Origin of the sequence: Microbacterium sp. WCS2018Hpa-9 (assembly GCF_031843745.1) — a bacterium.
Taxonomy (GTDB): domain Bacteria; phylum Actinomycetota; class Actinomycetes; order Actinomycetales; family Microbacteriaceae; genus Microbacterium.
This window is the reverse complement of record NZ_JAVTIY010000005.1, coordinates 213,929-240,228: the sequence shown is the minus strand read 5'-3', so window position 1 is coordinate 240,228 and position 26,300 is coordinate 213,929. Positions and strand designations below refer to the sequence as shown.

General features: G+C 67.4%; 26 protein-coding genes and 1 pseudogene. 5 read left to right on the top strand and 22 right to left on the bottom strand.

Going from position 1 to position 26,300, the window contains the following annotated elements; all coding sequences use genetic code 11:
• Positions 1 to 15: 15 nt before the first annotated feature.
• Genes dnaG through dusB form a run of 3 tightly spaced genes read right to left on the bottom strand, consistent with a single transcriptional unit; the run spans position 16 to position 4,419 of the window.
• Positions 16 to 1,881, bottom strand: coding sequence for a DNA primase (gene dnaG, locus RQG82_RS12350; RefSeq protein WP_311259365.1), 1,866 nt, complete (start codon positions 1,879 to 1,881; stop codon positions 16 to 18).
• Positions 1,881 to 3,275, bottom strand: a complete 1,395-nt coding sequence (locus RQG82_RS12345; RefSeq protein WP_311259364.1) for a deoxyguanosinetriphosphate triphosphohydrolase — start codon at positions 3,273 to 3,275, stop codon at positions 1,881 to 1,883. The genes dnaG and RQG82_RS12345 overlap by 1 nt, the downstream gene beginning before the upstream one ends.
• Positions 3,265 to 4,419, bottom strand: coding sequence for a tRNA dihydrouridine synthase DusB (gene dusB / locus RQG82_RS12340; protein ID WP_311259363.1), 1,155 nt, complete (start codon positions 4,417 to 4,419; stop codon positions 3,265 to 3,267). Before dusB ends, RQG82_RS12345 begins: the two co-directional genes overlap by 11 nt.
• Before the next feature lie 59 nt (positions 4,420 to 4,478).
• Between dusB and RQG82_RS12335 the strand changes: the two genes are divergently transcribed.
• On the top strand, positions 4,479 to 4,973 hold the full coding sequence (locus tag RQG82_RS12335; RefSeq protein WP_311259362.1) for a glutathione peroxidase: 495 nt from the start codon (positions 4,479 to 4,481) through the stop codon (positions 4,971 to 4,973).
• Here RQG82_RS12335 and RQG82_RS12330 read toward each other — a convergent pair.
• Both RQG82_RS12330 and RQG82_RS20170 read right to left on the bottom strand, forming a co-directional pair.
• A complete protein-coding gene (locus tag RQG82_RS12330; RefSeq protein ID WP_311259361.1) occupies positions 4,970 to 5,662 on the bottom strand; it encodes a DsbA family oxidoreductase in 693 nt (230 codons plus the stop codon). The two genes, RQG82_RS12335 and RQG82_RS12330, sit on opposite strands and share 4 nt — an antisense overlap.
• 49 nt (positions 5,663 to 5,711) lie before the next feature.
• Positions 5,712 to 5,903: pseudogene (locus RQG82_RS20170) on the bottom strand (hypothetical protein); the annotation flags it as partial.
• Here RQG82_RS20170 and RQG82_RS12325 point away from each other — a divergent pair.
• A complete protein-coding gene (locus tag RQG82_RS12325; protein ID WP_396653623.1) occupies positions 5,818 to 6,327 on the top strand; it encodes an AAA family ATPase in 510 nt (169 codons plus the stop codon). The pseudogene RQG82_RS20170 and the gene RQG82_RS12325 sit on opposite strands and share 86 nt — an antisense overlap.
• Here RQG82_RS12325 and RQG82_RS12320 read toward each other — a convergent pair.
• The gene (locus tag RQG82_RS12320; RefSeq protein ID WP_311259359.1) at positions 6,267 to 7,070 is read right to left on the bottom strand and encodes an isoprenyl transferase; all 804 of its coding nucleotides are present in this window, start codon (positions 7,068 to 7,070) and stop codon (positions 6,267 to 6,269) included. The two genes, RQG82_RS12325 and RQG82_RS12320, sit on opposite strands and share 61 nt — an antisense overlap.
• Positions 7,067 to 7,813: a DNA repair protein RecO gene (gene recO / locus RQG82_RS12315; RefSeq protein ID WP_042537620.1), complete on the bottom strand. Its 747-nt coding sequence runs from the start codon at positions 7,811 to 7,813 to the stop codon at positions 7,067 to 7,069. The genes RQG82_RS12320 and recO overlap by 4 nt, the downstream gene beginning before the upstream one ends.
• A 34-nt stretch (positions 7,814 to 7,847) precedes the next feature.
• Here recO and RQG82_RS12310 point away from each other — a divergent pair, with 34 nt between their 5' ends.
• On the top strand, positions 7,848 to 8,543 hold the full coding sequence (locus tag RQG82_RS12310; protein WP_311259358.1) for a TRIC cation channel family protein: 696 nt from the start codon (positions 7,848 to 7,850) through the stop codon (positions 8,541 to 8,543).
• A gap of 162 nt (positions 8,544 to 8,705) precedes the next feature.
• Here the strand turns inward: RQG82_RS12310 and leuA are convergent, their stop codons facing one another.
• On the bottom strand, positions 8,706 to 10,460 hold the full coding sequence (gene leuA, locus RQG82_RS12305) for a 2-isopropylmalate synthase (protein WP_311259357.1): 1,755 nt from the start codon (positions 10,458 to 10,460) through the stop codon (positions 8,706 to 8,708).
• Between the two features lie 197 nt (positions 10,461 to 10,657).
• On the opposite strand from leuA, the gene RQG82_RS12300 reads away from it, so the two are divergent.
• Entirely contained in the window at positions 10,658 to 11,296 is a 639-nt protein-coding gene (locus RQG82_RS12300) for a hypothetical protein (protein ID WP_311259356.1), read from the top strand.
• Here the strand turns inward: RQG82_RS12300 and RQG82_RS12295 are convergent.
• From RQG82_RS12295 to hrcA, 11 genes are all read right to left on the bottom strand, one after another.
• The gene (locus tag RQG82_RS12295) at positions 11,293 to 12,243 is read right to left on the bottom strand and encodes an NADP-dependent oxidoreductase (RefSeq protein WP_311259355.1); all 951 of its coding nucleotides are present in this window, start codon (positions 12,241 to 12,243) and stop codon (positions 11,293 to 11,295) included. The two genes, RQG82_RS12300 and RQG82_RS12295, sit on opposite strands and share 4 nt — an antisense overlap.
• Before the next feature lie 113 nt (positions 12,244 to 12,356).
• The gene (locus RQG82_RS12290; RefSeq protein WP_311259354.1) at positions 12,357 to 13,340 is read right to left on the bottom strand and encodes a hypothetical protein; all 984 of its coding nucleotides are present in this window, start codon (positions 13,338 to 13,340) and stop codon (positions 12,357 to 12,359) included.
• Positions 13,337 to 13,858 carry a sigma-70 family RNA polymerase sigma factor gene (locus RQG82_RS12285; protein ID WP_311259353.1) on the bottom strand — a complete coding sequence of 174 codons (522 nt, stop codon included), beginning with the start codon at positions 13,856 to 13,858 and terminating at the stop codon, positions 13,337 to 13,339. Before RQG82_RS12285 ends, RQG82_RS12290 begins: the two co-directional genes overlap by 4 nt.
• 51 nt (positions 13,859 to 13,909) lie before the next feature.
• Positions 13,910 to 14,806 (bottom strand): GTPase Era, encoded by an 897-nt coding sequence (gene era, locus RQG82_RS12280; protein ID WP_311259352.1) that lies wholly within the window; start codon positions 14,804 to 14,806, stop codon positions 13,910 to 13,912.
• The gene (locus tag RQG82_RS12275) at positions 14,799 to 16,094 is read right to left on the bottom strand and encodes a hemolysin family protein (protein WP_311259351.1); all 1,296 of its coding nucleotides are present in this window, start codon (positions 16,092 to 16,094) and stop codon (positions 14,799 to 14,801) included. The genes era and RQG82_RS12275 overlap by 8 nt, the downstream gene beginning before the upstream one ends.
• A complete protein-coding gene (gene ybeY / locus RQG82_RS12270; RefSeq protein ID WP_311259350.1) occupies positions 16,091 to 16,549 on the bottom strand; it encodes an rRNA maturation RNase YbeY in 459 nt (152 codons plus the stop codon). The genes RQG82_RS12275 and ybeY overlap by 4 nt, the downstream gene beginning before the upstream one ends.
• Positions 16,546 to 17,571 carry a PhoH family protein gene (locus tag RQG82_RS12265; protein ID WP_311259480.1) on the bottom strand — a complete coding sequence of 342 codons (1,026 nt, stop codon included), beginning with the start codon at positions 17,569 to 17,571 and terminating at the stop codon, positions 16,546 to 16,548. Before RQG82_RS12265 ends, ybeY begins: the two co-directional genes overlap by 4 nt.
• A gap of 64 nt (positions 17,572 to 17,635) precedes the next feature.
• The gene (locus tag RQG82_RS12260) at positions 17,636 to 17,983 is read right to left on the bottom strand and encodes an HIT domain-containing protein (RefSeq protein WP_311259349.1); all 348 of its coding nucleotides are present in this window, start codon (positions 17,981 to 17,983) and stop codon (positions 17,636 to 17,638) included.
• 45 nt (positions 17,984 to 18,028) lie between these two features.
• Positions 18,029 to 18,757: a 16S rRNA (uracil(1498)-N(3))-methyltransferase gene (locus RQG82_RS12255; protein ID WP_311259348.1), complete on the bottom strand. Its 729-nt coding sequence runs from the start codon at positions 18,755 to 18,757 to the stop codon at positions 18,029 to 18,031.
• A 14-nt stretch (positions 18,758 to 18,771) separates the two neighbouring features.
• On the bottom strand, positions 18,772 to 19,887 hold the full coding sequence (dnaJ, locus tag RQG82_RS12250) for a molecular chaperone DnaJ (RefSeq protein WP_042537649.1): 1,116 nt from the start codon (positions 19,885 to 19,887) through the stop codon (positions 18,772 to 18,774).
• A gap of 39 nt (positions 19,888 to 19,926) precedes the next feature.
• On the bottom strand, positions 19,927 to 20,958 hold the full coding sequence (hrcA, locus tag RQG82_RS12245) for a heat-inducible transcriptional repressor HrcA (RefSeq protein ID WP_311259347.1): 1,032 nt from the start codon (positions 20,956 to 20,958) through the stop codon (positions 19,927 to 19,929).
• Positions 20,959 to 21,048: 90 nt separating this feature from the next.
• Between hrcA and RQG82_RS12240 the strand changes: the two genes are divergently transcribed.
• On the top strand, positions 21,049 to 22,464 hold the full coding sequence (locus RQG82_RS12240) for a carboxylesterase family protein (RefSeq protein ID WP_311259346.1): 1,416 nt from the start codon (positions 21,049 to 21,051) through the stop codon (positions 22,462 to 22,464).
• Between the two features lie 10 nt (positions 22,465 to 22,474).
• On the opposite strand, the gene hemW is transcribed toward RQG82_RS12240, so the two are convergent.
• The 3 genes from hemW to lepA form a co-directional block, all read right to left on the bottom strand.
• On the bottom strand, positions 22,475 to 23,692 hold the full coding sequence (gene hemW / locus RQG82_RS12235; RefSeq protein ID WP_311259345.1) for a radical SAM family heme chaperone HemW: 1,218 nt from the start codon (positions 23,690 to 23,692) through the stop codon (positions 22,475 to 22,477).
• Between the two features lie 16 nt (positions 23,693 to 23,708).
• Positions 23,709 to 24,362 carry a DUF1990 family protein gene (locus RQG82_RS12230; RefSeq protein WP_311259344.1) on the bottom strand — a complete coding sequence of 218 codons (654 nt, stop codon included), beginning with the start codon at positions 24,360 to 24,362 and terminating at the stop codon, positions 23,709 to 23,711.
• A gap of 71 nt (positions 24,363 to 24,433) precedes the next feature.
• Positions 24,434 to 26,287, bottom strand: coding sequence for a translation elongation factor 4 (gene lepA / locus RQG82_RS12225; RefSeq protein ID WP_311259343.1), 1,854 nt, complete (start codon positions 26,285 to 26,287; stop codon positions 24,434 to 24,436).
• Between the last annotated feature and the right edge of the window lie 13 nt (positions 26,288 to 26,300).

The following is a 26,300-nucleotide window of genomic DNA, read 5'->3' as shown; positions in this document are numbered from 1 at the left end:
GCCTGACAGCCGCCGTTACGACTCGGCGAACCGCTGACGCTCGACGTCGATGTCACGGAGGCGCATGCGCAGAGCACGCCCGCCGTCGGAGTCAGCCGGAACCCGCTGCACCGCGCCGAGGAGCTCCTGCTTCTCGTGTTCCAGGATGCGCATGATGAGTCGCTTGGCAAGGTCGGTCGTCGAGGCGACGGCGCCCTCTTCGTTGCGCGCCGGGAAGGGGGTCATCAGCAGCTCGCCCGCGAGCGACCGGTAGGGCTCTCGCACCGAGTTGACGGTATCCGTCACCCAACCGGCCCGAGTCCGATCAGCTGCCGATGCGACGGCCTCGCGCACGGCATCCAGCCCCGGTGTCCGGAACGGCGCGCTGAGGGCCCGCGTGAGCAGCGCCTGATCGATCTGATGCCCGTACTGAAGCGCCCCCATCAGAGCGTCGCGCTCCACGGCCGCATCCGCAGTCCGCGGCAGGCTCGCGAGGGTGACCGGAGCCACCCCTGGCGCACCGGACGCGGAGTCGCTCGCACTCTCACGCCTGGCCGGCTCGTGTCTCGACGACTGCGATCCCCCGCGCGCTGCGCGCTCGACCTCGTTGCGCACCTCGGTGGGGTCCATGCCCAACCGCCGAGCCAGCACGCGCTCATAGCCGGGTCGCAGCAGCCGATCGCGGATCTCGGCCACGATCGGCGACGCCGCACGAAGGGCACCGACACGGCCTTCGACCGTCGAGAGGTCGAAGCCGCTGAGCTTCCTGTCGATCGCGAACTCGAACATCGGCTGCTTGGTCTCCATCAGGGAGCGCACGGCGGCGTCGCCGCGCTGCAGCCTGAGGTCGCACGGGTCGAGGCCGTCGGGCGCCACTGCGACGAACGTCTGGGCGTTGAAGCGGTCATCCTCGGTGAAGGCCCGAAGCGCCGCCTTCTGGCCGGCCTCATCGCCGTCGAACGTGAAGACGACCTCTCCCGAGGCGTTGTCGTCGCCCATGACGCGACGCAGCACCTTGATGTGGTCGGTTCCGAACGCGGTGCCGCAGGTCGCGATCGCGGTCGTGAGGCCCGCAAGGTGGCACGCCATGACGTCGGTGTACCCCTCGACCACCACGACCCGACGAGGGTCTCCACGAGAGATGTCGCGCTTGGCGAGATCGAGACCGTAGAGAACCTGGGCCTTCTTGTAGATCGGGGTCTCCGGGGTGTTCAGGTACTTCGGGCCCTGATCGTCGTCGAACAGCTTGCGCGCGCCGAATCCGATGGTCTGGCCCGACACATCGCGGATCGGCCAGACGAGACGGCCACGGAAGCGGTCGTAGACGCCGCGCTGCCCCGTCGACACCAGACCGGCGGCACTCAGCTCGTCTCGGGTGAACCCCTGCGCGGTGAGAGCCTTCAGCATCTTGTCCCACCCGCGCGGTGCGAAGCCGACACCGAAATGCGCGGCAGCACCCGCGTCGAATCCCCGCTCGCCGAGAAAACGGCGTCCGGCCTCGGCATCTGCGGTGAGCAGCTGCGCCCGGAAGTACTCCGCGGCGGCGGTGTTGGCGGCGTAGAGGCGGCTGCGCCCGCTTGTCTCCGGCGCCGACCCGCCGTCTTCGTAGTGCAGCGAGAATCCGATGCGGCCTGCGAGACGCTCGACGGCCTCGGTGAAGCTGACGTGGTCCATCTCGCGGAGGAACGAGTAGACGTCGCCGGATTCGCCGCATCCGAAGCAGTGGTAGTAGCCGACCTGCGGCCGCACGTGGAAGCTCGGGCTCTTCTCGTCGTGGAACGGGCACAGACCCTTGAGTGACCCGACGCCTGCGGACTTGAGGGCGACGCGCTCCCCGACGATGTCGGCGATGTTGATGCGGGCCTTGACCTCGTCGACGTCGGCCTGACGGATGCGGGGCATCAGCCGGCCCCTTCGACGACCGCCTGCCGCGGCGTGTGCTCCCGCGCACCCGGTCGCGCGTGACGTGGTGTCCAGATGCCGACCTCTGCCGGATCGATCTCGCCGACCAGCCTGTTGTGCCAGTCGATCGCGCTCTGATCCGTGAGGCTCGCGATCTGGTCGACGATCACGCGTGCGCGTTCGGCGTCCGTCGTCGCGGCGACGAAGTCCGCGGAGAATGCCGGCTCGAGCACATCCGCGCCTGCAGACCAGAGCGTGTCTGTCGACCAGAGCGCGTCGGCGAGCCTCTTCAGCACGCGGCGCTGCTCTTTGTAGACACCCTTGCGGGCCTCGATCGTGACGATCGCCTGCCCCATGATGCCCTTGAGAACGGCGATCTCGGCCTCGATGACGCGCGGCACGACGACGTGCGCGTTGTAGCGCACGAGCGCGGGGCCGGCATACGCCTCGCGCGTGGCCGAGACGGCTGCGCGCGCGAAGCGACCGATGAAGTCGCTCGTGAGGTTCTTGAGCCGTGCGAGATCTCGACGCGACCGGTCGAACGACTGCAGCCACATCGGCTGCGACGCCAGCCGGTAGAGCGCATCGGCGAGCTCGTCGCGCGTGAAGTCGTAGCCGACCCACTGCTGGATGCGATCGATCAGCGCATCATGCGCCTGCGGATCGGCGAGCTGGGAGACGTCGACATAGCCGTTGAGGATCGCATCCTCGAAGTCGTGCACGGAGTAGCCGATGTCGTCGGAGAGATCCATGATCTCGGCCTCGATGCAGCGTCGACGCCCTGGAACACCGTCGCGCATCCAGCGGAACACCGCTTCGTCTTCGGGATACACGCCGAACTTGAGACGCCCACCGGGGTCGGGCACCGGGCTGTCGACGGTCCAGGGATACTTGCAGGTCGCGTCGAGGCTGGCCCTGGTGAGGTTCAGGCCGACTGACTGTCCGTTGTCGTCGATGGCCTTGGCCTCGAGCCGCGTCAGGATGCGCAGGGACTGCGCGTTGCCTTCGAAGCCGCCGATCGGCTCTGCCCACTCGTTCAGCGCACGTTCACCGTTATGACCGAAGGGAGGATGTCCGAGATCGTGACTGAGGCAGGCGGTGTCGACGACATCGGCCGAGACACCGAGCGCGGTCGCGAGTTCGCGTCCGACCTGAGCGACCTCGAGCGAGTGGGTCAGACGGTTGCGGGCGAAGTCGGCCGTGCTCGCGGGGCTGAGCACCTGCGTCTTGGCCGCCAGCCTGCGCAGGGCTGCCGAGTGCAGCACGCGCGCGCGATCGCGAGCGAAGTCGTCGCGTTCCGATCGATGGGTCTCGGCGAAGAATCGCTCGGCGTCGCGCGGGTCGTATCCGTCCGAGCGACCGCGCGCCGGGTATGCCTGAGGATCAACCGCCACTGTTCTCGATCTCCGCCCCTCGCATCATCTCGGATGCCGATGCCGCGAGCTCCCGCGACTCCAGCCACTTGTCCGGCAGCGCCGGACGCTTCGGGCGTCCGGATCGACCGCGCTGGCCCTCGGCATCCGCGCCGGGGTACGGCGCCGTGTGATCGAGCTGACCGAGCAGATCGTCGATCTCAGCCAGGCTGGATGCGGTCGCGAGCCCGGTGCGGATGTCGCCGCCGACCGGGTAGCCCTTGAAGTACCACGCGACGTGCTTGCGCACGTCGCGGCATCCGCGTCCTTCGTCCTCGTAGAAATCGACGAGGAGCTCGGCATGACGACGGAACGCATCGGCAACGAAGCCGAGGGTCGCATCGACCGGGTGGGACTCGGCGCCGAATGCGGCGGCGAGTTCGCCGAAGAGCCAAGGCCGACCGAGGCAGCCGCGGCCGACGACGACGCCGTCGCAATCGGTCTGCTGCATCATGCGCACGGCGTCATCCGCCGACCAGATGTCGCCGTTGCCGAGCACCGGGACGCTCGTGACCGCCTGCTTGAGCTCGCCGATCGCGTTCCAGTCGGCGAAGCCGGAGTAGAACTCGCTCGCTGTGCGTGCATGCAGCGCGATAGCAGAGACACCCGCGTCTTCGGCGGCGCGACCAGCATCGAGGAAGGTGAGGTGGTCAGGGTCGATGCCCTTGCGCATCTTGATCGTCAGCGGCACATCGCCCGCCGCCTTGACGGCCTGCGTGACGATCTGCGAGAACAGCGTGCTCTTCCACGGCAGAGCGGCCCCGCCGCCCTTGCGGGTGACCTTGGGCACCGGGCAGCCGAAGTTCAGATCGATGTGGTCGGCGTGGTCTTCAGCGACGATGATGCGGACGGCCTCGGAGATGGTGTGCGGGTCGACGCCGTAGAGCTGGATCGACCGGGGGGTCTCGGACTCGTGGTGCCTGATCAATCGCATCGTCGTCTCGTTGCGCTCGACCAGCGCCCGGGACGTGATCATCTCGCTCACATAGAGCCCCGCGCCGTACTCGCGGCAGAGGCGTCGGAAAGCGGTGTTGGTGATACCCGCCATGGGTGCGAGCACCACCGGTACGTCGAGGGCGATCGGACCGATGTTGAGAGTGCGAGCGGATGCGGTGGCGACAGTCATATCCCCTCCATTCTCCCAGACACGGAGCCGGTATCGGCGCATCGACCTAAGCTGTGAATATGACTGATCCCGCAGTGCGCTCCATCCCCTTCACAGACGCCGAAGGCAACGAGAAGACGATCGACGATCTGGGTGCCGACGTCGTGCTCGTGGTCAACGTCGCGTCGAAGTGCGGCCTCACTCCGCAATACGAGCAGCTCGAAGAGCTGCAGCGTCTCTACGGCGACCGCGGGTTCAGCGTCGTCGGGTTCCCGTGCAACCAGTTCTTCGGTCAGGAGCCGGGCTCGGTCGACGACATCCTCGAGTTCTGCTCCACCACCTACGGGGTGACCTTCCCGATCAACGACAAGGTGAAGGTCAACGGCAGGAACGCCACCGACCTCTACAAGACGTTGAAAGAGACTCCGGATGCCGGCGGCAAAGCCGGTCGCGTCGAGTGGAACTTCGAGAAGTTCCTCGTGCTCCCCGACGGCGAGGTCGTCCGGTTCCGGCCGAAGCAGAAGCCGAACGACCCCGAGATCGTCGGCGCGATCGAAGCCGCGCTGACCCGCTAGACCGCGGCGGTCTCGCTCTCGGTCTCGCTTTCGCCGCGCTTGGACCAGAGGTCTCGGAGCACGTTCTCGAACGCGGCAGGCGGCTGCGCGCCGCTGATGCCGTACTGACCGTCGATCACGAAGAACGGCACGCCCTGGATCCCGTAGGCCTGGGCCTGCGCCTGGTCCTGGCGGACATCTGCCAGGTGTCGAGCTGAGACGAGGGCCTCGCGGGTGTCATCGGGGTGGAGCCCCACCTCAACGGCGAGCTCGACCAGGTCGTCGATGCGGCCGACGTGCTTTCCCTCGGTGAAGTACGCCGACATGAGACGCTCCTCCATCTCGTGCTGCACGCCCTGCGCCTTCGCGAAGTGCAGGAGCTCGTGGGCCTTCACCGTGTTGGTGTGCTGCAGCAGGTCGAAGCGGTACTCGAGCCCGGCGTTCTCGGCGACCCCGGTCACGTGCGACAGCATCTGCTCGACCTGCTCGCGCGGCATCCCCTTGTGACCGGCGAGGAAGTCGATCTCATCGCCGTCGAAGTCGACAGGAGTGTCGGGCGAGAGCTCGAACGAGTGGAACGTGATGTTCACCTGCGGGGCGTCTTCGTCGCCGGAAACGGCTTCGAGTCCCTTCTCGAGGTTGCGCTTGCCGATGTAGCACCACGGGCAGGCGATGTCGGACCAGATGTCAATCGAGATGGCTTCACTCACACTGACATCCAACCGTATGCACCTATGGGCTATTCCGTCGTTAGGATTCTCAGATGCTCTCCGCCGCCGATCCGCTGCCGTTCAGCCCCGAGAGAGTGCTGATCGCGGGTGTCACCGGGTCGGGCAAGACGACGCTCGCGCGGCGTGTGGCCGAGCTGTGGCAGCTTCGGCACGTGGAGATCGACGGCCTGTTCCACGGCGAGAACTGGACCCCGCGTCCCTCCTTCCTCGACGACGTCCGCGGGTTCGCCGCGACGGACCGCTGGGTCACCGAGTGGCAGTACACGAGCAAGGGCACCGACGAGATCCTCGCCCCACGCGCCGAGCTGGTGATCTGGCTGGACTACCCGTATCGGGTGGTGCGCTCACGCCTGCTCCGACGGACTCTCAGTCGCAGCATCCTGCGCACCCGAATGTGGAACGGCAACGTCGAGAAGCCGCTCTGGAAGATGCTCGCCAGCGACCCGGAGGAGAACATCATCGCCTGGCAGACGAAGACCCTGCACAAGTGGTCGGAACGGATGCCCGTCGTCACACTCGAACACCCGCACCTCACGATCGTGCGGCTGCGGCATCCCCGCGAGACGGAGAGATGGCTGCGCGCTCAGGCAGAGGCGTCAGGCGCGTCGATCGCTCCACCGAAGCGACGGTCACGCGACAGATAGACCCCGATCGCGCGCCACAGCTCTTCTCGCGAGAAATCTGGCCAGAGAGTGTCGAGGAACACCATCTCGGCATACGCCGCCTGCCACAGCAGGAAGTTCGAGGTGCGCTGCTCACCCGAGCTGCGCAGGAACAGGTCGACGTCCGGCATGTCAGGCACGTAGAGGTTGCGACGGATCATCTTCTCGGAGATCGCGTTCGGCTTCACCCGACCGGCCGCGACATCGGCGGCGATCGAGCGCATCGCGTCGACGAGCTCGATGCGGCCGCCGTAGTTCACACACATGGTGAGTGTGAGGACGTCGTTGTTCTTGGTCAGCTGCTCGGCGTACTGCAGCTCCTTGATGACGCTGCCCCACAACCGTGGCTTGCGCCCGGCCCATCGGACTCTCACGCCCCACTCGTTGAGCTGATCGCGTCTGCGATGCAGGACATCTCGGTTGTATCCCATGAGGAAGCGCACCTCGTCAGGAGAGCGCGCCCAGTTCTCCGTGGAGAACGCGTAGACGGAGAGGTGCTTCACGCCGGCCTGGATCGCGCCGGCGACGACGTCGAGAAGCACCTCCTCCCCTGCCTTGTGCCCTTCGACGCGGCTGAGTCCCCGACGGTTGGCCCAGCGACCGTTGCCATCCATGACGATCGCGACGTGCTCAGGGACCGATCGGAAGGTGGGCGGATAGACACCCGTCCAGTCGAGCGGGCGATAGGCCACGGCATCCTTGTGCGTGTAGGGCTTGGGACTCACCGTGCTCCTTCTCGGGGGATGTCGGCCACCAGATGCTCGAGTGAGCGGATGCCGCGCTCCAGATGCCATTGGGCGTAGGCGGCGACGAGGCCGGATGCTGCGGCGTTGTCGGCGTGCGGAGCAGCGTCGATCGCTTCCCATTCACCGGCCATGAGCGACCGCAGCAGCGACAGGGTCTTCTCCGCGACCTTCGGGCTGCCCGCCGGCGCGCAGTTCGGGCAGACGGCCCCGCCGAGCTGCCCGACGAAATGCGCGTGAGGCCCCGGGGTGGCGCATCGCGCGCAGTCGCCGAGCGACGGAGCCCACCCCGACAGCGCCATGACCCGAAGCAGATAGGAGTCGAGGATGCTGCGGGGCGAATGCTCGCCCCGAGACAGCGCACGCAGGCCACCGACCAGCAGGAGGTACTGATCGGGCGTCGCCTCGGAGTCGCTGAGCCGGTCGGCAGTCTCGACCATCGCGTTCGCAGAGGTGAATCGGTCGTAGTGGGCCGCGATGTCGGATCCGTACGAGCCGAGCGACTCGGCCTGCTGGACGATGTCGAGAGTGCGCCCCTGGTAGAGCTGCACATCGGCGACCATGAACGGCTCGAGACGCGACCCGAACTTCGACGACGTGCGTCGCACGCCCTTCGCGACTGCGCGGATCTTGCCGTGTCGCCGAGAGAGCATGGTGACGATGCGATCGGCCTCACCCAGCTTGTGGGTGCGCAGGATCACCGCTTCGTCTCGGTAGGTGGGCACCGTTCGATTATCCTCCGTGCGGGAGAATAGAGGCGTGACCGAACCGCTCTTCATCATTCCGCTCTGGGCGGACCTGCTCGGCGTAGGCCTCGGCGGAGTCCAGGGCGCGATGTTCGCCTCGGGATTCCAAGGCCAGCGACGACTCGACTGGCTCGGAGTCGCGATCATCGGGATCATGATCGGCATGGGGGGCGGCCTCATCCGCGACATCCTTCTCGGCCAGACCCCCGCGACGCTGCAGAGCAACTGGTATCTGCTCACGGCCACGGGCGCGTCGCTGTTGGGGATGCTGCTCGCGGGACTCTTCAATCGACTCAACACCGTGATCGTGGTGCTCGACGCCGTCGTGATCGGCATGTTCGGTGCGTTCGGCACGAGCAAGGCGATCGCGTTCGGCATCCCTCCCGTGCCCGCCGTCTTCATCGGCGTCTGCGCGGCCGTCGGAGGCGGTGTGCTGCGAGACATGCTCATGGGACTCCCGACGTCGATCATGCACGTCGGCTCGCTCTACGCCGTCGCCGCCGGTGCCGGATGCGTCTTCATTGCGACCGCGAACAGCCTGGGGATGTCGATCACCCTCGCCGCCGTGCTGGGCATCATCGTCACCGCTGTCATCCGCGTGCTCGCCGTCAGCTTCGACGTGTCCCTGCCCGAGCAGCGACGACTCTACCGTCGCAAGGTCGCCGCTGAGACCGGCGTCATCCAGGTCGTCAAGCCCAGCGCAAACTGACGCCCGTCTGCTGCGACGCCGTCGAAAGAGCGCCTCCGGTCGGAATCGTACGCGTATTCCGACCGCCGGGGTCAGGTCGAGGTGATCCCCTCAGACGAAGATGGCACCTGCTGCCGGTATCACGCACGCATACCGGCAGCAGGTGCCCACTCGAGCCGAGGTTCAGACCGCTGCGAGCTCCTGCTGACGCGTGCGGATCGAGCGGTTGACGCCCGACACGATCGCCTTGAGCGACGCCGTCGAGATGTCGCCGTCGATGCCGACGCCCCACAGACGCTGGTCTCCGACCTGCAGCTCGACGTAGGCCGCGGCCTGCGCGTCGCCGCCGGCGCTGAGAGCGTGCTCGACGTAGTCGTACACCGTGATGTCGAAGCCCTGCCCGCGCAGCACCTCGACGAAGGCCGCGACGGGGCCGTTGCCGTTGCCGGCGACCGCGACCTGCTGATCATCGTCGCGCAGCACGACGTCGAGCACGACATCCCCTGACATGTCGCTGCGGGTCTGCGTGGCGAGCAGCTCGAAGCGGCCCCACTTGGCGGCCTCTTCGGCTGCGGGCAGGTACTCGTCGTTGAAAATCGACCAGATCTGCTCGCTGGTGACCTCGCCGCCCTCGGCATCGGTCTTGGTCTGGACGACACCCGAGAACTCGATCTGCAGCTTGCGGGGCAGATCGATCGCGTGATCGGCCTTGAGCAGGTAGGCCACGCCGCCCTTGCCGGACTGCGAGTTGACGCGGATCACGGCCTCGTACGACCGGCCGAGGTCCTTCGGGTCGACCGGCAGATAGGGCACGGCCCACTCGATGTCGTCGACCGTGACGCCTTCGGCCTCGGCCCGGGCGGCCATCGCCTCGAAGCCCTTCTTGATCGCGTCCTGGTGCGATCCGCTGAATGCGGTGAAGACCAGGTCGCCGGCCCACGGACTGCGCTCGGGCACCGGCAGCTGATTGCAGTACTCGACCGTGCGCTTGACCTGGTCGATGTCGCTGAAGTCGATCTGCGGGTCGATGCCCTGCGTGAAGAGGTTGATGCCCAGCGCGACGATGTCGACGTTGCCGGTGCGCTCGCCGTTGCCGAACAGGCAGCCCTCGATGCGGTCGGCGCCAGCCATGTATCCGAGCTCGGCGGCAGCGATCGCGGTGCCGCGGTCGTTGTGCGGGTGCAGCGAGAGGATGACGTTCTCGCGGTGTGCGAGGTTGCGGCTCATCCACTCGATCGAGTCGGCGTAGACGTTGGGCGAGGCCATCTCGACGGTGGCGGGGAGGTTGATGATCACCTTGCGGTCGGGCGTCGGCTCGAAGATCTCGATGACCTGGTTGCAGACGTCGACGGCGAACTCGAGCTCGGTGCCGGTGTAGCTCTCGGGCGAGTACTCGTAGTAGACCTTCGTGTCCGGGATCGTCTTCTCGTACTGACGGCACAGACGTGCACCCTCGAGCGCGATGTCGATGATGCCCTGCTTGTCGGTGCGGAACACGACCTCGCGCTGCAGCACGCTGGTCGAGTTGTAGAGGTGCACGATGGCCTGCTTCGCGCCGGCGATCGACTCGTAGGTGCGCGCGATCAGGTGCTCGCGGGCCTGCGTCAGGACCTGGATCGTCACGTCGTCGGGGATCAGGTTCTCTTCGATGAGCTGACGGACGAAGTCGAAGTCCGTCTGACTGGCCGAAGGGAACCCGACCTCGATCTCCTTGTAGCCCATGCTGACGAGCAGCTCGAACATCACGCGCTTGCGCTCGGGCGACATCGGGTCGATGAGGGCCTGGTTACCGTCGCGGAGATCGACAGCGCACCAGCGAGGGGCCTCGGTGATACGGGCGTCGGGCCAGGTGCGGTCGGGCAGGTGAACGGTGATCTGCTCGTGGTACGGCCGGTACTTGTGGATCGGCATCGCGGACGGGCGCTGAGTGTTCTGCATGATGGGGCTTCTTCTCTTCGTCAGAAATGTGAACGGGCCAACACAAGCGCCGCGACGAGGAAGGCCCTAGCTTTAGGACTCGTCGCGGCAGCTAAGAAGAAGCAGACCGCCGAAAGGCATGCGGCCATGGTAGCAGGGATGCGGAAGCCGTCTGACTCGCCAGTGAGACGATCCACCGACACGAGACACTGTCAGGCATGAGCACACCGCGCAGTCGCATGCTTCTCGCCGCAGCAGCCCTCATGGGTGTGCTCGGTCTCGCCGCGTGTTCCACCGGCCCCGCCTCCTCGCCCACACCCACGAGCTCGGGATCGCCCGCGTGGGATACCGCGAACGTGGTGCCTCCGGAAGGACGCGTCATCGGCACGGGCATGGTGCTCGACGTCGCCGGCGAGGCGCAGCTGTGTCTCGGGATCGTCGCCGAGTCGTACCCGCCCCAGTGCTCGGGGATCCCGCTCGAGGACTGGACGTGGGAGGGTGTCGACGGCAGCGAGACCAGTGCCGACACCACGTGGGGCACCTACGCCGTCTACGGAACCTTCGACGGCGAGCGGTACATCGTCACGGATCCGCCCATCATGCTCGCGCTCTACGATCCCATCCGACCGGAAGACCCGGCGGGCGGTGTCGACGGCATGACCTCAGAGGCAGACCTCACCCGCGTGCAGGACGAGCTCGCGGCCTCGCTGGGCCGCGATGCCCTCACTCTCTGGGTCGAGCGCGGCTACGTCTGGGTGAACGTCGTGTGGGACGACGGCTCGCTGCAGGCTGCGGTCGATGAGACGTACGGCGACGGAGTCGTCATCGTGACGTCAGCTCTGCGCGAGATCGACTAGGACGACGGGATGAGCGCGAGCTTGCCGCCGGGGTGACCACCGGCGAGCAGCTGCAGCGCAGCAGGCGCCTCGTTCAGCGGGAAGGTGCGGGTCACAGGGACGACGAGGTCGCCGTTCTGCGCGAGTGCGACCAGCTCGGCGCGGATGTCGTCGCGGAACCGGGCGCTCGCGGGCATGGAGCCCGCGATCGCGAGGATGCCGTCAGCGCCAGCCCTCTGGGACGCGGCGATCGTCACAATGCGACGACGTTCGTCGACCAGCTCGAGGGACACGTCGATGGCCTCATCGGTGCCGACGGCGTCGAGTGCGGCTGCCACGGCGCCTCCGGCTGTTGCCTGTCTCACGCGGTCGGCGAGCCCCGGCCCGTAGGTGACGGGGATGCCGCCGAAGCGCTCGACCACATCGAATCTCTTCGCACTCGCGGTGCCGATCACTCGGATGCCGCGGAACGCCGCCTGCTGGAGCACGCTCACCCCGACCGCACCTGAGGCGCCGTGCAGCAGGATCGTCTCGCCGGGAGCGGCCTTCGTCACCGAGAGCATCTCGGCCGCCGTCGTACCGGCGAGAAGCAGGTTCGCGGCCTCTGGGTGAGTCAGGGTCGTCGGCTTCGCGAAGGCCTTCTCAGCGGGGATGGTGAGTGCGGTGGCGTATCCCCCGCTCACGCGGAACGCGACGACCTCGTCGCCCACGCTGGCGGGTCCGGATCCGATCTGCGTGTCGGGTCCGATCGCGGTGATCTCGCCCGAGACCTCGTAGCCGATCGACACCGGCAGCTCCACACCGGGCCGCGCCGCTGCGACGTGCTTCGCATCTGCCGGGTTCACGCCCGCCGCGCGGACGCGGATCGAGATCTCGCCAGGGCCGGGGCGAGGCACCTCGTGCTCGACGAACTCCCACGTGTCAGGGGTGCCCCACGATGACGCGATCCAGTGCATGGCAAGTGTCATGTCGCGACCCTACCCTCAGAAGACGCACCGGACGTTCGTCGCCGTGTCGATGATGTGGGCCCAACCGCCTGCGGGAGCGGTCGCATCGTTTCGAGCGAGCACCCCTCGTCGTCTCATCTCACGAGATCCTCATCGACGTCCCACATCGTGTACGAGATGATCGCACCACCGGCTATCAGGTCGTTCGCGACGAGGTTGGTCCGCTCGACACCGACGATCCTCCCCGTGTCGAGGGACAGGAGCACGACGTCGCTCGCGGCGCCGTCCGGCGTGATCACACGCAGTCCTGCGACCTGTCGTCCCAGGCGGTCGGAGGTGGTGCCGAGCGCCTCCACTCCGTCCGCATCCGCGAGGACGTCGAGCACCTGCGACTCCTGGGCATTCGTGAGGGTCCATTGCTCGAGCACCGATGTCGCGGCGGCGACGACCTCAGACCCTGACGGATCCGACGGCATGCCGAACGCCATGAGCGCAGCGGACACCTCCTCGCGGGAATCTCCGAAGACGTCGGGAACGGGGGTCGTGAACTGACCGGGCTCCATCGGCAGGTCTGCGACGACCTCGCCCGAGCTGCTGATCTCCGCACCGATGTTCGCGGACGCGTCCGTCGGGTCGTACGGCACACCCCGCACCGAGACCATCCGACCCGAGAGGTCGGGCTCCCAGCGAAGGGTGTTGAGCTGCGGGACGACCTTCGTCGCCCCGGTATTGCCGTTGATGTCCAACCCCCACGTCGCCGATCTGACGACGCGCTCCGGATCGGCGGGTCCTGGCGTCGCGCTGAGTGTCGCCCGTGCCGCCTCGAGCGTCTGGGCCGTGCTCTCCCCTGCGGCGAAGTCCAGGGGCTCGGGCGAACCCGCCACCGCCTCGCCCTGCGGAACCAGCACGGCGACCGCGACGACGATCGCGACGGCACCCACCGCGACAGCCGACGCCCAGCCGAGTGCGCGCCGGCGCTGGCGCCGAGGCTTCGCGGCGGTGCGGATGATGCGCTCGAGGGTCCTTTCTGCCTCGGCATCGGGCTTCGCGTCGCGGGGAGTTCGCGCGGGGTCGGCCTGCATCAGGACACGTTCGAGCTCAGAACGGTCATCCGTCATGATCCCTCCGCCCCTTCCAGTCCGAGCTCCGCGCACAGCTTCGCCTGCGCGCGCGAGAGCTTCTTCCGCACTCGGACGCGCGGGCTGCGAAGCAGTTCAGCGATCTCCCCCACTGCGAGCTCATCCCAGTACGTCAGCATGATGATACGCCGCTCTCCCGTGGTGAGGGCACTCAGAGCTGCGAGAACCCTGGCGCGCATCGCCAGGTCTGGCGGATCCTCGTCTCGCGACACCCCCTCATGCACGGCATCGATGACCGAATGCCGCAGCGTCGACCGACCCGATCGGACGCCGATCAGACGATCGGCTGCCCGGATCAGCCAGATCCGATCCATCGGCTTCGCGGGGATGAGCCGGGACCATGCCAGGAGGAAGACCTCGGAGACGATCTCCGTGACCTCAGCGGGGTCCTCGACGACGCCTTCGACATGATGCCTGACCGCCGCCCAGTTGGCGTCGAAGAGCCGAGCGAACGCTTCGTCTCTCTGGGCTTCGCGGTTGTCACCGCGGGCGCTCATCTCTCTCGTCCGCTTGAGCACCCGATCCGCGACGCGTCTCGGTGTCTCATGTCAGAAGCCGAGGCGGCCGAGCTGCTTCGGGTCGCGCTGCCATTCCTTCGCGACCTTGACATGCAGGCCGAGGAAGACCCTCGTGCCGAGCAGCTCTTCGATGCCCACGCGAGCACGGCGTCCGACGTCGGCGAGCCGCTTGCCCTTGTGCCCGATGATGATCGCCTTCTGACTGTCGCGCTCGACGACGATCGACGCATGCACATCGGTCAGGTCGGTTCCCTCGCGGGGGGCGATGTCGTCGATCATGACTGCTATCGAGTGGGGAAGCTCGTCACGAACCCCGTCGAGCGCCGCCTCGCGGATCATCTCGGCGATGCGATCCTCTTCCGACTCGTCGGTCGTGACTCCCTCGCCGTAGAGCGCGGGCCCTACCGGCATGAGCGAGAGCACCTCGTCGGCGAGGACCTCGAGCTGGTCGTTCGTGAGCGCCGAGATCGGGATCACCGCGTCCCAGTCCTCGCGCAGCGCGTCGACCTCGAGCAGGCGTTCGGTGATCTCATCCCGCCCTGCGGCGTCGGTCTTGGTGACGATGGCGATCTTCTTCGCGCGACGGTATCCGTCGAGCGAGGCCGCGATGCGGCGATCTCCCGGTCCGACCTTCTCGGTCGCCGGCACGCAGAAGCCGATCACATCGACGTCGCCGAGCACCTGCTCGACGAGGTCGTTCAAGCGCTCACCCAGAAGCGTCCGGGGCTTGTGGATGCCCGGTGTGTCGACGATGACGAGCTGCCCCTCCGGACGGTTCACGATTCCGCGGATCGCCCGTCGAGTCGTCTGCGGCTTCTCGCTGGTGATCGCGATCTTCTCGCCCACCAGCGCGTTCGTGAGAGTGGACTTTCCGACGTTCGGCCGCCCCACGAAGGTCACGAATCCGCTCCGCGTCTGCTCAGTCATCGTTTCCGTCTCTCTCATCTGCGGCGTTTCCCGCGTCGTCTGCCGCACGTTCGACGAACACGGTCGCGATTCCGCGGCCCCGCCCTCGAGACGCGCCGCCGGTGAGGGTCAGACCCTCGACCTTCGCTGTGGACCCTGGTTGCGGAACCTGGCCGAGTGCCTTGCCCAACAGACCGCCGATGGAGTCCACGTCCTCGTCCTCGAGTTCGAGTCCGAACAGGTCGCCGACGTCCTCCAGCGAGAGTCGGGAGCTCACGCGGTAGCGTCCGTCGCCCAGGTCGACGACTTCAGCTGATACCTGATCGTACTCGTCGGAGATCTCGCCCACGAGTTCCTCGATGAGGTCCTCGAGGGTCACGAGGCCCGATATGCCGCCGTGCTCGTCGATCACAAGGCACACATGCACGGCGTCGCGCTTCATCTGCTGAAGCAGCGTCTCTGCGCGCATGGACTCCGGCACGAAGGTCGCCGGCCGCGAGATGGGACGGATGGATGCGGTGCGCCACGCGTTCTCATCACGGAAGGCGAACAGCACCAGGTCCTTCAGATACAGCACTCCGACGACGTCATCGGCATCATCGTCGACGACCGGCATGCGCGATACGCCTCGCTGCAGGAACAGCGTCATGGCCTCGCTCGTCGTCGCGGTCGCATCGACCGTCACCATCTCGGTGCGGGGCACCATCACCGCGCGAACGAACTGGTCGGTGAAGTCGAACACCGAGTGGATGAGGTCGCGATCGTCGGCCTCGATCAGGTCGTTCGAGGCGGCCTCGTCGACCATGCTCAGCAACTGCTCCTCGGACGTGAACGAGCTGCGTCCGCGGCCGGGGGTGACCCGGTTTCCGAGCACCACCAGGCCTTGGGCAAGCGGCCCGAGGATGATGCGAAGCCCGCGGACGATCCGCGCATTCGCGCGGAGCATGCCCTCGGCGTGGTGGCGGCCGAAGGAACGAGGGCTCGCGCCCACCAGCACGAAGCTGATGCCCGTCATCAGCAGGGCTGCGGCGAGCATCGCCCACCAGATGTTATCGAACAGGATGCTGAACGCGACGGTGACGAGAACGGCTGCTGCTGTCTCGGCGAGCACGCGGATGAATGCGACGGCGTTGACGTGCGCGTCCGGGTCCGCCGCGATTCGCACGAGCTGGCGACCGTTGCGCCCCTCGGCGCCCATCTCCTCGATGTCCGAACGCGACGTGACCCCGAAGGCCGCGTCGATCGCCGCCATGAGTCCGCCGAAGGCGACGAGCAGGACGGCGCCGGCGAGCAGGAGAGCCGCGGTCATCGTCGACGTTCAGCTGCGGCGAAGCCTTGGATGAGCTCCTTCTGCAGTCCGAACATCTCGAGCTCTTCTTCGGGCTCGGCGTGGTCGAAGCCGAGGAGGTGCAGCAATCCGTGGGTGGTGAGCAGGATCAGCTCATCCATCAGCGTGTGGCCGGCCGCCTGCGCCTGCGCTTCGGCGACCTGAGGGCACAGGACGATGTCTCCGAGCAGCCCGGGTGCCGTGGGGCGGTCTTCGGTGCCGGGGCGCAGCTCATCCATCGGAAAGCTGAGCACATCGGTCGGACCCGGCTCGTCCATCCACTGCACGTGGAGGGCCTCCATGGCGCCCTCGTCGACGAGGACGATCGCGACCTCGGCATCAGGGCTCACGTGCATCTGCGCGAGGTTGAAATCGGTGAGTCGCTGCAGCACGGTCTCGTCGACATCGATGGCCGACTCGTTGTTGATCTCGATCATGAGAGTCCTCGTTTCGGCGTCCGGTCGCGGGGTCCTGGTCTCTGCGCGCCTCGTCGCTCTGCGCGATTGGCGAACTCGGCCGCCTGCTCGCGCTCGAAGCGCTGCGCCGTGCGGCGCTCGTCGTACTCGCTGTAGGCGTCGACGATGCGCCCGACGAGCGAATGCCGCACGACGTCGTCGCTCGTGAGTCGCGCGAAGTGGATCTCGTCGATGCCGTCGAGCACGCGGGTGACGAGGCGGAGCCCCGATGATCCCTGCGGCAGATCGACCTGGGTGATGTCACCGGTCACGACCATCTTCGAGCCGAAGCCGAGACGCGTGAGGAACATCTTCATCTGCTCGGGCGTCGTGTTCTGCGCTTCGTCGAGAACCACGAACGAGTCGTTCAGCGTGCGGCCGCGCATGTACGCGAGCGGCGCGACCTCGATGGTCCCCGTCGCCATCAGGCGAGGGACGATCTCGGGGTCCATCATCTCGTTGAGCGCGTCGTAGAGCGGACGCAGGTACGGGTCGATCTTGTCGGTGAGAGTGCCGGGCAGGAAGCCGAGCCGCTCCCCTGCTTCGACAGCGGGGCGCGTCAGGATGATCCGCGCGACCTCTTTGCGCTGCAGCGCCTGGACGGCTTTCGCCATCGCCAGGTAGGTCTTGCCCGTTCCGGCCGGACCGATGCCGAACACGATCGTGTTCTCCTCGATCGCGTCGACGTATTCCTTCTGGCCCAGGGTCTTCGGACGGATGACCTTGCCGCGGGTCGACAGGATCGCCTCGCCGAGCACCTCGCTCGGACGTGGTCCTCCGTCGTTGCGCAGCAGCCGCGCCGAACTCGTCACGTCACTCGGAGCGAGGTCGTGGCCGGCCTTCGTCATGGTCATCAGCTCGTCGACGAGGTTCTTCGCCTTCGCGACGGCATCCGTCGAGCCCGTGAGCGTGATCTCGTTGCCGCGGACGAGCACCTGCACATCGCGGTGTTCCTTCTCGAGCATCCGCAGCAGCCGGTCCTGCGGGCCGAGCAGCTGCACCATGGCGACGCCGTCGGCGTAGACCTTCTCGACAGCGGTGTCGGATGCGGTGACAGGTTCGTTTTCGTCAGAAGCCAACGAGCTTGTTCTCCTCGATATTGCCGAGCACATGGGCGTGCACGTGGAAGACGGATTGGGCGGCGCTCGCGCCGTTGTTGAAGATGAGGCGGTATTCGCCGTTGGCGTGCTCCGCGGCGAGCTGCTTGGCTGCGGCGACCATCTCGGAGAGAAGCCCCGGGTCACCCTGAGCGAGCTCGGTGACGTCTCGGTAGTCCTCGGTCTTGGGGATCACGAGCGCGTGCAGAGGTGCCTGCGGGTTGATGTCGCGAATCGCGAACACCCGGCCGGTGTCCAGCAGGATCTCACCCGGGATGTCACCGTTCAGGATGCGCGTGAAGATCGAGGGCTCGGACATGGTCTCAGTCTACTGACCGCAGCACGACCGGGTCGGTAGCCGTGTTCACCAGCGGCCGAGCGCTACCGACAGCACAGCGATGGCAGCAGGACCCGCGGTGGAGGTGCGCAGCACCGTTTTGCCGAGGAGCACCCGTTCGGCGCCGGCGTCGGAGAGCTTCTTGAGTTCGTCGTCGGAGATGCCGCCCTCCGGGCCGACGACCAGGACGATGTCGCGCCCGTCCGGCTCGAGCTCGGACAATCGCGTTGAAGCGCCCGGATCCAGCATCAGTACGCGCTGAGACGACGCACGCGACGCGAGGTCCGCAGTCGTCGCCGGAGGCGTGACCTCGGGAACCCAGGCACGGTGCGCCTGCTTGGCGGCCTCTCGGACGATCGTCGACCAGCGTTCGCGTCCCTTGACGGCCTTCGGCCCCTCCCAGCGAGACACGCTGCGGCTGGCCTGCCACGGGACGATCTCGTCGACCCCGAGCTCACACGCCGCCTGCACCGCCAGCTCGTCGCGGTCGCCCTTCGCCAGAGCCTGGGCGAGGACGATCCGCGGATTCGGTGCGGGTTCTGCGGAGCGGACCGACACGCGCACCTCGACTCGAGACGGCGACACCTCCTCGGCGACGCCGGTGAGCCACACCCCGGCGCCGTCGCCGACCGTGACCGCCTCACCGACGCGGAGCCGACGGACCACTGCGGCGTGCTTGGCCTCTGCACCGGTGAGCGATACCAGATCGCCGACCGCGGCGTCCGAGGAGTTCTCGACGAGGAAGTGGAGTGCCATGAGCGTCGTCCGTATCAGTGCGAACGGAAGCGGTCGCGGAGCTTCGAGAACAGTCCCTGCTGGAACTGCGCGAGCTGCGGGCCGGGTGCCTTCGTCTTCTTCGCGAAGTCCTCGATCAGCGCGCGCTGCGCCGAGTCCAGCTTCGTCGGGGTGACCACCTGCACGCCGACACGCAGGTCGCCGCGCTGGTTTCCTCGTAGCGGAGTGATGCCGCGGCCCTTGATGGTCAGGACGTCGCCCGACTGGACGCCCGAGCGGATCTCGAGATCGACCTCGCCGTCGAGCCCCTGGATCGTGGTCTCGGTGCCGAGAACGGCATCGGGCATCGATACCTCGAGCGTCGCGAGCAGGTCGTCGCCGTCACGGCTGAACGACGGATGCGGGTTGACCGAGACCTCGACATAGAGGTCGCCGTTCGGGCCGCCGGCCTTGCCGACCTCGCCCGAGCCGGGAAGCTGAAGGCGGAGTCCGGTCTCGACGCCGGCGGGGATGTCGAGCGAGACGGTGCGGCGTGAGCGCACCCGACCCTGTCCTCCGCAGGTGCCGCACGGGTACGGGATGGTGGTGCCGTAGCCCTCGCAGGTGCCGCAGGGCTGAGACGTCACGACGTTGCCCAGGAGGCTACGCACCTGACGCTGAACGTGACCGGAACCGCCGCAGATGTCGCAGGTGACGGGCGACGTTCCCTCTTGGCAGCACGAGCCGTTGCAGGTCTCGCACAGCACGGCCGTGTCGACCTCGATGTCGCGATGCGCCCCGAAGACGACGTCACCGAGATCGAGGGTCACGCGCACCAGCGCGTCCTGGCCGCGCTCTCGGCGCGAACGCGGACGCGCTCCGCGCCCGCCGCCCTGACCCGCGCCGAAGAACGTCTCGAAGATGTCGCCGAAGCCTCCGAAGCCGCCGAAGTCGTTCGCTGCTCCGTCTCCCCCGCCCATGTCGTAGCGGCGGCGGGAGTCGTCGTCGCTCAGCACGTCGTACGCGTGCGTGACGAGCTTGAACCGCTCTGCCGCGTCTTCACCCGGGTTCACATCGGGGTGGAGCTGCCGGGCAAGGCGTCGGTACGCCTTCTTGATCTCGTCCGTGGAGGCGTCGCGAGAGACGCCGAGTACCTCGTAGTGGTCTGCCACAATGGCCCTTCTGCGTGTGCTGTCATCTGGGCGGCCGCGTCAGCGGGCCGCCTCGTCTTCGTCGAGCATCCGCGACAGGTAGCGGGCCACTGCCCGTGCCGCCGCGAGATTGCTCGGATAGTCCATGCGCGTCGGCCCCATCACGCCGACGCGCGCCGTGCCGCTGGGGGCGGCGTAGTTGCTGGCGACGATCGATGCCTCCCCGAGTCCGAACGACGCGTTCTCGGTGCCGATGCTGGCTGCGAGGCCATGCGAGTCCGCCTCCATCTCGCTCATCAGGCGCAGCAGCGTCACCTGCTCTTCGATCGCCTCGAGGATGGGATGGATGCTGCCGCGGAAGTCCTGCTCGCGCCTCGCGAGGGTCGCCGCGCCCGCCATCACCAGGCGCTCCTGGCGGAATGCGCCGAGTTCGTCGATGACGATGGTCGCGAGGGCGCGGAGGACGATGTCGTGCGAGTGCTCATCGTCGGTGAGCAGGGTCTGCAGCCGCTCGGCCGCATCGCTCACCGCCCGCCCGGTGATCAGCGCCGACAGGCGTGCGCGGAGGGACGCCATGTCGGCGTCATCGACGTCGACGGGCAGGGGGGCGATCCGCTGCGAGACGCCACCCGCGTCGGTGACGAGCACGATGAGCAACCGATTGGGAGCGAGCGCCACGAGCTCGAGATGCGTCAGGTGCGCACGCGCGAACGACGGGTACTGCGCGAGGGCGACCTGACCGGTGAGCTGCGTGAGCACACGGACGGTGCGCACCATCAGGTCGTCGAGGTCGGAGGGAGCAGTGAGGAAGGACTCGATCGCCGTGCGCTGGGCGACCGAGAGCGGCCGCAGCTGCGCGAGGTGGTCGACGAAGACGCGATACCCCTTGTCGGTGGGGACTCGGCCGGAGGACGTGTGCGGGGCGGCGATCAGCTCTTCGTCTTCGAGAAGGGCCATGTCGTTGCGGATCGTCGCAGCCGATACCCCGAAGGAGTAGCGGTCGACGATCGAACGGCTGCCGACGGGCTCGTGGGTCTCGACGTAGTCCTGCACGATCGCGCGGAGAACTTGGAGGCCTCTTTCGCTGACCATCGCAACTCCCTCCATTTGGCACTCACTGGCTACGAGTGCCAATTCTACCCGCCCACACCGACCACGTGCTGATCGCCATACGATGAGGCCATGAGTGTCGCCTCACAGGTCGCCGTGTCAGCCGGAATCGTGCGCGGCGAGGTGGTCGACGGCGTTCGCCGCTTCCTCGGCATCCCGTATGCGGCGGCGCCTTTCGGGCCGAACCGCTTCCGTGAGCCCCAGCCGGCTCCCGCGTGGGACGGCATCCGAGATGCCACGGCATTCGGACCGACTGCACCCCAGCTTCCGTACCCCGGTGCCATCGGCGAGCTGCTGGGCTCTGTCGAGATTCCCGGCGACGACATCCTCTCGATCAACATCTGGGCTCCGCCGAGCGCGGACCGCGCCCCGGTCGTCCTCTGGATCCACGGTGGTGCGCTCGAACGAGGCACCGCGGCGATCCCGCTGTACGACGGCGTCGGCTTCGCACGCGCCGGGGTCGTCTTCGCCTCGATCAACTACCGTCTGGGCTCCGAAGGATTCTCCGTTCTCGAGGGAGCTCCCCGGAACATCGGATTGCAGGATGCCGCGGCGGGCCTCGCCTGGGTGCATAGCGAGATCGCCTCGTTCGGCGGAGACCCCGGGCAGATCACGGTCATGGGCGAATCCGCGGGCGGTGCGATCGTCGCGGGGCTCCTCGCGAACGATTCGTCCCGAGCGCAGATCACGCGGGCCATCATCGAGTCCGGGCCCTTAGAAGCGCAGACGGCGAAGAAGGCCGGCCGCGTGACCACCCAGCTCGCCAAGCGGCTCGGGGTCGCAGCCGATCGAGCCGGTTTCGCCATGGTCTCCCCCGAGCAGCTGCTGGAGGCCCGGCGCCAGCAGGCCGCAGGCTCGTCTCCCCTCGGCGGAGCCCCCGGGTTCCAGTTCGCGGTGGAAGCCGCGTCGCTGCCCCGCTCGCCGCACGAGGTCCTCGCCAGCACCGATGTTCCGCTCCTGATCGGGAGCAACACCGACGAGTACCGTCTCTGGTTCCCGCCCGCCGCCCTCGCCGGGATCAGCGAGATGAGACTGCTACTCGGTCGACTCGCTCTGCGGATCCCCCGCCGAGCGGTTGCCGCCTACCGGTCGGCCTTCCCCGGCGTGACCACGGGCGAGATCTTCGGCCAGCTCGCGACCGACATCATGCTGCGAGGGCCGCTGACGAAACTCGCGAAGGCGCGCACGGCGCCGACCTTCGTCTACGAGTTCGCGTGGCGGAGTCCGGTGCGAGATCTGCGCGCCGCACACGCCCTCGAACTGGGCTTCGTCTTCGATCGTCTCGGCGACCCCGAGGCACAGCGTCTCGCGGGCGCCGATGCGCCGCAGGAACTCGCCGACGAGATGCACTCCGCGTGGATCTCCTTTATCAAGACCGGCGACCCCGGATGGCCGGTCTTCGGCACGGAGCGGAACACGCGTCTGTTCGACACCGTCAGCGCCACGGTGCCGCAGCGTCGGACGGAAGCGCTCGAGCTGCTTCCGTAGCGAGCCCGTCTCAGTCGGTGAGTTCGCGCACCACGGCGTCGGCGAGCAGCCGACCGCGCAGGGTGAGCTGGACTCGTCCGCGCACTGCAGCGACGGGGTCGACCAGTCCGTCTGCGATCAGGCCCGCGACCCTGGTGCGCTTGTCTGCCTGGAGATCGGCGACCGCGATCCCCTCACGGATGCGGCTGAGCAGCAGCACCCGCTCGAGGGTCGCCGACTCCGCATCCGGACGCTCGGTGCCGGCGGCCGGCGACTCGTCGGCGGCGAGCCGCTGAGCATAGGCGGCCGGATGCTTGACGTTCCACCAGCGCAGGCCGGCCACATGGCTGTGCGCGCCGGGACCGAAACCCCACCAGTCGCTCCCGCGCCAGTAAGCGAGGTTGTGTCGCGAGCGCTGCTCGACGCTGCGCGACCAGTTGCTGATCTCGTACCAGTCGAAGCCCGCCGCCGCGAGACGCGCATCGGCGAGCTCGTACATGTCGGCCTGCAGATCGTCGTCCGGGCTCGGCACCTCGCCGCGGCGGATCTGGCGGGCGAGCTTCGTGCCGTCTTCGATGATCAGCGCATAGGCCGAGATGTGGTCCGAGTCGAGCGCCAGAGCCGCATCGATCGATGCTTCCCAATCGGCCAGCGACTCCCCCGGGGCTCCGTAGATCAGGTCGACGCTGACTGCGAGACCCGCATCCTTCGCCGCAGCGACAGCGGTCGTCACGTTCTCCGGGCGATGCGTGCGATCGAGGGCCGCGAGCACATGGGGAACGGCCGACTGCATGCCGATCGACAGGCGCGTGACCCCTGCATCCGCAAGGGTTCGAACCACCTCGGGCGTCACCGTATCGGGGTTGGCCTCCACCGAGACCTCTGCGCCGTCGACCAGCCCGAACGCGTCTGTCGCGGCGTCGAGCATCCGGGCGAGGTCGCCCGCCGACAGCAGTGTGGGCGTGCCGCCGCCGAAGAACACCGTGTCCATCGGGCGCAGCGCGCCGGCATCCGCGAGCACTCGCCTGGCGAGGTCGATCTCGGTGATCAGCGTCGAGGCGTAGTCCTCCTGCTTCGCGCCGCGAAGCTCTCCCGACGTATAGGTGTTGAAGTCGCAATAGCCGCAGCGCACTCGGCAGAACGGGACGTGAAGATACGCGGAGAAAGGCACGGCGGGATCGATCGACAGATCGGAGGGAAGACGGCCGTCGGCCGGTGCCGGATCGCCGAGGGGAAGCGGACCGGCCATCAGAGTGGTGCGGCCATCAGACCGGAGTCGCGTACAGCGGCGAGATCGCCCGCAGATAGCGCGCGAACAGCTCACGGCGGCGGCGCTTCACGAGAGGCGGGATGACGCGGTAGAGCAGGGAGTTCGGCGCGTCGAACGCTCGCACGGAGAACCAGACCTCGTCGTTGTCCTCGCGCCAGTCGATGTCGAAGGACTCCTCGCCGCGCACGACGGACCCACCGACGGTGCCGAGCACGAAGCCGATCCGGCGCTTCTCCTCGGTCACCGAGATCACCCGCAGCTCGGCATCCGCTCGCATGCCGGCGACCCGGCCGTGCAGGCGCAGGGTCATCCCCGGGCCCGCGAACGGGGTGCCCTCTGCATCGAAGCGCTGCTCGACGTCGTTCTTGCTCGGGGCGATCGGCGTGCCCTCGACATCGAAGCTCACACCCGCGTAGGCAGGACCCTGAGCAGGCCGCACGTCCTCGATGCTGAGCCCCGAGGCGCGCTGCGCCGTCCAGGTGAGCAGTGCCTCGCCCGCAGACTGGAAGCGCTCGAGACCGCTGCCGATCCGCCAGGAGTTCTCTGCCGGGATGCTGCGCTCCGGCGGGTACTGCATCAGATCGGGCGCGTGGGTCGCACCCACGGCCGCATAGTCAACCGTGTCGTCTCGGAAAGTCCCGCGCCGCATGATTTCCAGCCTACTTCCCGTTCCCTGGACGATCGCCCTCACGCGCCGAAAGATGCCCGGCGCGTGGGCTTCTACTTCTTGTCCTTGCCCTCGACGTCGCCGGAGAGCGCGGCGATGAACGCCTCCTGCGGCACCTCGACCCGACCGACCATCTTCATGCGCTTCTTGCCCTCTTTCTGCTTCTCGAGGAGCTTGCGCTTGCGGCTGATGTCACCGCCGTAGCACTTGGCGAGCACGTCCTTGCGCAGCGCCCTGATCGTCTCGCGGGCGATGATCCTGGCACCGATGGCGGCCTGGATCGGCACCTCGAAGTTCTGACGAGGGATCAGCTTGCGCAGACGCTCCGTCATCAGCGTCCCATAGGCGTAGGCCTTGTCGCGGTGCACGATCGAGCTGAACGCATCGACCTTGTCACCCTGCAGCAGGATGTCGACCTTCACGAGGTCCGCTTCCTGCTGTCCGGCGGGCTCGTAGTCGAGCGATGCATAGCCCTGCGTCTTGGACTTGAGCTGATCGAAGAAATCGAAGACGATCTCGCCGAGCGGCATCGTGTAGCGCAGCTCGACGCGCTCCTCGGAGAAGTACTCCATGCCCAGCAGCGTCCCTCGGCGGGACTGGCAGAGTTCCATGACCGTGCCCACGTAGTCCTTCGGCAGGAGGATCGCTGTCTTGACCATCGGCTCCGACACCGAGCCGATGCGGCCGTCGGGGTACTCGCTCGGGTTGGTCACCGTCACCGTCTCACCCGTGTCGCTGGTGAGGACCTCGTAGATCACGCTCGGCGCGGTGGTGATGAGGTCGAGCCCGAACTCGCGTTCGAGACGCTCGGTGATGATCTCGAGGTGCAGGAGTCCGAGGAATCCGCAGCGGAACCCGAATCCGAGGGCGACCGAGGTCTCCGGTTCGTACTGGAGCGAGGCGTCGGAGAGCTTCAGCTTGTCGAGTGCCTCGCGAAGGTCGGCATAGTCGCTGCCGTCGATCGGATAGATGCCCGAGAAGACCATGGGCTTCGGATCCGTGTACCCCGGAAGCGGCTTGGTCGAGGGCTTGCGGGCCGTCGTCACCGTGTCGCCGACCTTCGACAGACGGACATCCTTCACGCCGGTGATGAGGTAGCCGACCTCGCCGACGCCCAGTCCCTTCGAGGGCACGGGCTCGGGGCTCGACACGCCGACTTCGAGCGCCTCGTGGGTCGCGCCCGTGGACATCATCTGGATGCGCTCGCGGGGCGACAGGCTGCCGTCGATCATGCGAACGTAGGTGACGACACCGCGGTAGGAGTCGTAGACGGAGTCGAAGATCATGGCTCGGGCGGGCGCATCAGCGTCGCCGACGGGAGCGGGGATCTCCTTGACCAGGCGATCGAGCAGCTCCACGACACCCACGCCGGTCTTGCCCGAGACGCGCAGGACGTCTTCGGGCTTGCCGCCGATCAGAGATGCCAGTTCCTTGGCGTACTTGTCGGGGTCAGCTGCCGGCAGATCGATCTTGTTGAGCACCGGGATGATGTGCAGATCGTTCTCGAGTGCCAGATAGAGGTTCGCGAGCGTCTGGGCCTCGATGCCCTGAGCAGCGTCGACGAGCAGGATCGCTCCCTCGCACGCGGCGAGAGAACGTGACACCTCGTACGTGAAGTCGACGTGCCCCGGCGTGTCGATCATGTTGAGCGCGAAGGTCTCTCCGTCTATCTCCCACGGCATGCGAACAGCCTGGCTCTTGATGGTGATGCCGCGCTCGCGCTCGATGTCCATGCGGTCGAGGTACTGGGCGCGCATGTCTCGATCTGAGACCACGCCGGTGATCTGGAGCATGCGGTCGGCGAGGGTCGACTTGCCGTGGTCGATGTGCGCGATGATGCAGAAATTGCGGATCTGCGCCGAAGGCGTCGCGGCAGGCTGAAGCGGAGTGAGAGCGCGTGGTGACATGTCCTGACGATTC